Origin of the sequence: Streptomyces sp. 8K308 (assembly GCF_004348315.1) — a bacterium.
Lineage (GTDB): Bacteria > Actinomycetota > Actinomycetes > Streptomycetales > Streptomycetaceae > Streptomyces.
In genome coordinates this window covers 1-3,573 of sequence record NZ_SMKC01000516.1, presented here as the reverse complement: position 1 = coordinate 3,573, position 3,573 = coordinate 1, and the positions used below count along the sequence as shown (strand labels likewise).

General features: G+C 74.3%; 5 protein-coding genes. 3 read left to right on the top strand and 2 right to left on the bottom strand.

The window, feature by feature from the left end:
- Together E1265_RS35020 and E1265_RS35015 are read right to left on the bottom strand one after the other, a co-directional pair.
- Positions 1–485: hypothetical protein (locus E1265_RS35020; RefSeq protein WP_132934987.1), on the bottom strand; the 485-nt coding region annotated here is incomplete at its 3' end.
- Positions 486–493: 8 nt separating this feature from the next.
- Entirely contained in the window at positions 494–1,177 is a 684-nt protein-coding gene (locus E1265_RS35015) for a GntR family transcriptional regulator (RefSeq protein ID WP_243741334.1), read from the bottom strand.
- Positions 1,178–1,245: 68 nt separating this feature from the next.
- Between E1265_RS35015 and E1265_RS35010 the strand changes: the two genes are divergently transcribed.
- The 3 genes from E1265_RS35010 to E1265_RS35000 all read left to right on the top strand — a co-directional run.
- The gene (locus tag E1265_RS35010; RefSeq protein ID WP_132934986.1) at positions 1,246–1,851 is read left to right on the top strand and encodes a DJ-1/PfpI family protein; all 606 of its coding nucleotides are present in this window, start codon (positions 1,246–1,248) and stop codon (positions 1,849–1,851) included.
- On the top strand, positions 1,848–2,357 hold the full coding sequence (locus E1265_RS35005; protein ID WP_132934985.1) for a helix-turn-helix domain-containing protein: 510 nt from the start codon (positions 1,848–1,850) through the stop codon (positions 2,355–2,357). Before E1265_RS35010 ends, E1265_RS35005 begins: the two co-directional genes overlap by 4 nt.
- Before the next feature lie 187 nt (positions 2,358–2,544).
- Positions 2,545–3,573 (top strand): serine/threonine-protein kinase (locus E1265_RS35000; RefSeq protein ID WP_132934984.1); only part of this gene is annotated, 1,029 nt, incomplete at its 3' end.

Below are 3,573 nucleotides of genomic sequence, written 5' to 3'. Positions count from 1 at the left end.
GGGTTGCGCGGGTCGAGGCCGAGCACCGGCGCCACCACCTCGAGCTCCCGCAGCAGGCCGTGGCTCGATCCCAGCGGCCCGCCGCCGGCCAGCAGCGTCTCGTTGACCAGCGGGCGCGGGAAGTCGACCGGCAGGTAGCAGCCGGCGTGGTCGAAGTGCCAGACGAGGTGGGCCTGTTGGGCCGCCGACTCGAACATCTCGAGCAGCTGCTGGTAGTCGCCGTCGAGTTGCTCGGCCGGCGTCACCGGCAGGCCGCTGAGCTGGAGCAGGTAGGCGCGCCGCAGCAGGTGCAGCGCCGCGTAGTCGAAGCCGGCGACCGGCGCGACGTCGCCCGACGTGCCGGGCACATAGCCCTGCACGGGCACCGGCGGCAGCCCGGCCTCGGCCAACGCCCGGTCGTACTCGGCGAGTTCTTCCGCGAAGGGGTTGTCGGGGCTGTGGCACAGCACATCGACGAGGGGGACCAGCCACAGGTCACAGGCCACGTATGGGCTCACTCTCGGTCCGGGTGACGCGGTACGGCAAGGGTAGTGAGTTCGGCCGCGAGCGCCAGCGCGTGGTCCCGGTAGTCGCCGAGCAGTCGTTCCGTCTCCTCGACCTCGCCGCGCTCGACGGCGTCCGCCAGGTCCGGGTGGCCGGCCCACAGCCGGCCGGCGAGTACCCGTTGGCGCCGCAGGTGGGGGACGGTGAAGGCCCAGCAGCGCACCCGGAGCCGGTCCAGGAACTCGCCGATGTGTGGGTTGCCGAGCAGCGCGTCGAGCTCGCGCCAGAAGCGGAGGTCGTAGGCGATGAGGATGTCCAAATCGCCGGCGATGGCGGCCTGCCGGGCGGCGGTGGCGCGGCGGCGGATGGAGGTGAAGGCCTCGGGCAGCGCGTCCCACCGGTTTAAAGGAGGTCGGCGGTGGAGTATGCCGTCGTTCACCAGCGCCTGCGCCTCGATCATGTGCCGGAAGTCGGCCAACGAGAACTGTTTGATCCGGAAGCCCCGGTGCTGTTCCACCTCGAGCAGCCCCTGGGCCGCGAGGTCGACCAGGGCCTCGCGCACCGGAGTCGCCGAGACCCCGTAGTGCTCGGCGATCTCGCGCACGGTGAACTCGCCGTCCGGGCCGAGCCGACCGGCCAGGATCTCCTCCCGCAGGGCGTCGGCGAGTTGCTCCCGCAAGGTGCTGCGTCGAATCACGGCAGCCCAGCCTACCGCTGCGCCGCCAATTTGACAGCATCTTGTCGTTATGACAGTCTGCTGCCATGAACGAGACACGCGGAACCGTCCACATCGCCGTCTATGACACCCTCGCCGACTGGGAGCCGGGCCACGCCATCGCCGAGCTCGCCCGGCGCGGCTTCACGGTCCGGGCCGTGGGCTCCGGGCCTGCCCCGGTGACCACGGTCGGGGGCCTGCGGATCCTGCCCGAGCTCACCCTCGACGAACTGCGGCCCGCCGACAGCGAGCTGCTGATCCTGCCCGGCGCCGACGGCTGGCTGACCGGCGACGAGCTGGCGCCGTTCGCCCGCGCCGCGCGCGACTTCCTCGCCGCCGGCGTGCCGGTCGCCGCGATCTGCGGCGCGACGGTCGGCCTGGCCAAGGAGGGCCTGCTCGACGACCGCGACCACACCGGTGCCGCGGCCGAGGTGCTGGCCCTCAGCGGCTACGCGGGCGCCGCCCACTACCGGGAGGCGGACGCGGTCACCGACCGGGACGTGATCACGGCCGGGCCCACCGACCAGGTCGCGTTCGGCCGGGAGATACTCGCCCGGCTCGGCGCCCTCGAACCGGACGTCCTCGACGCCTGGTTCCGGCTCTACGAGCACTCCGACGCCAGCGCCTACCCGATCGTGGCGGCCGCCGGATGAGCCGGGCCGGCGAGCGGCCGACCCCGCCGACCCCGCCGGCGTTGCTCTCCGGCGCCGCGATCACCTCGTTCCGGCTGAACGGGCAGTTCCTGGCCGTCGCCGACCGGCTCGCCGCGCCGGCCGGCCTCACCGCTGCCTGGTGGCAGGTGCTCGGCGCGGTGCTGACCGAGCCGCTGCCGGTGTCCGGCGTCGCCCGGGTCATGGGCATCACCCGGCAGAGCGTGCAGCGCGTCGCCGACCTGCTGGTCGAGCGCGGGCTCGCGGCCTACGAGCCCAACCCGGCGCACCGCAGGGCCAAGCTGCTGGCCGCGACCGACGAGGGCCGGGCCGCGATCGCCCGGATCGGCCCCGGGCACACGGCGTTCGCCGAGCGACTGACCGAGGCGCTCGGCGGTCCAGCGGAGTTCGCCGCCTCGCTCGCCGCCCTGACCAGGCTCTCCGAGGCCCTGGAGACGCTGGCGGACGAGGCGGCGGCGCACGCCGAGGCGCGGCCGACCCCCCGGTGACAGGCCCGGCACCGACGTCGGTCGACCAGCGGGTGCGGGGCCGAGCCGTCACGGCCCCGCACCGCCGCACCTCGTCCCAGCGCCGTCGCCTCGCGCCCGTGCGCGTGTGACCGCCATGGGCGGAGCGGGTGTTCGCCTCTATCCTCGGTTGGGCAACCAGAGTCATCTTCGGGGGGATCTGCTCCACATGGATCGGCTGACGGCACAGGATCCTCGACGGATCGGCCAGTACCGGCTGCTCGGCCGGCTCGGCCAGGGCGGCATGGGCCAGGTGTACCTGGCCCGTTCCGAGCGTGGCCGCACGGTGGCCGTCAAGACGATCAAGCCCGACCTCGCCCAGGAGCCGGACTTCCGGCGGCGCTTCGCGCTGGAGATCGCCGCCGCCCAGCGCGTCGGCGGGCAGTGGACGGCGCCCGTGCTCGACTCCGACACCCAGGCGTCAAGCCCCTGGGTCGCCACCGGCTACGTCGCCGGCCCCTCCCTCCACGAGGTGGTCTCGCGCGACTTCGGCACGCTGCCCGAGCGCAGCGTCAGCCTGCTGGCCAACGGCCTCGCCCGCGCCCTCACCGACATCCACGCCGCCGACCTGGTGCACCGCGACCTCAAGCCGTCCAACGTGCTGCTGACCATCGACGGCCCCCGCGTCATCGACTTCGGCATCGCCCGCGCCCTCGACGCCAACCACGGGGGCCTCACCCGCACCGGCGCCACCATCGGCTCCCCCGGCTTCATGTCCCCCGAGCAGGTGCGGGGCGAGCGCGTCACCCCGGCCAGCGACATCTTCTGCCTCGGCTCGCTCCTCGCCTACGCAAGCACCGGGCGGACGCCGTTCGGCACGCTCGACACCAGCGTGCACCTGCTGCTGTACCGCGTCGCCGAGGAGGAGCCCGACCTCGCGGGCATACCCGAGGGGCTGCGCCATCTGATCTCCGGCTGCCTGCACCAGGACCCCGAGCGGCGGTTCGGCCTGCCGGAGTTGCTCAGCCTCACCACCCCCGACGGCTCCCGCGAGCCCTGGCTGCCCGGGCCGCTGATCGCCCAGTTGGGCCGGCACGCCGTCGAACTCCTCGACTCCGAGGGCCCGGAGAGCCGCACCGACCGCCGCGCCGTCGGCGCGCCCGGCCAGGCCGCGCCCGCCTCGTGGGCCGGCGCCACCCCGGCGTCGCCCGCCGCGCCGGCCCCCGTCTGGCCCGGCGTGCACCCCTCCGCCCAGCAG

Excerpts from the sequence above, each read along its gene's own strand:
- E1265_RS35010 (WP_132934986.1), top strand. The coding sequence starts at position 1,246 with ATGAACGAGACACGCGGAACCGTCCACATCGCCGTCTATGACACCCTC.
- E1265_RS35005 (WP_132934985.1), top strand. The coding sequence starts at position 1,848 with ATGAGCCGGGCCGGCGAGCGGCCGACCCCGCCGACCCCGCCGGCGTTG.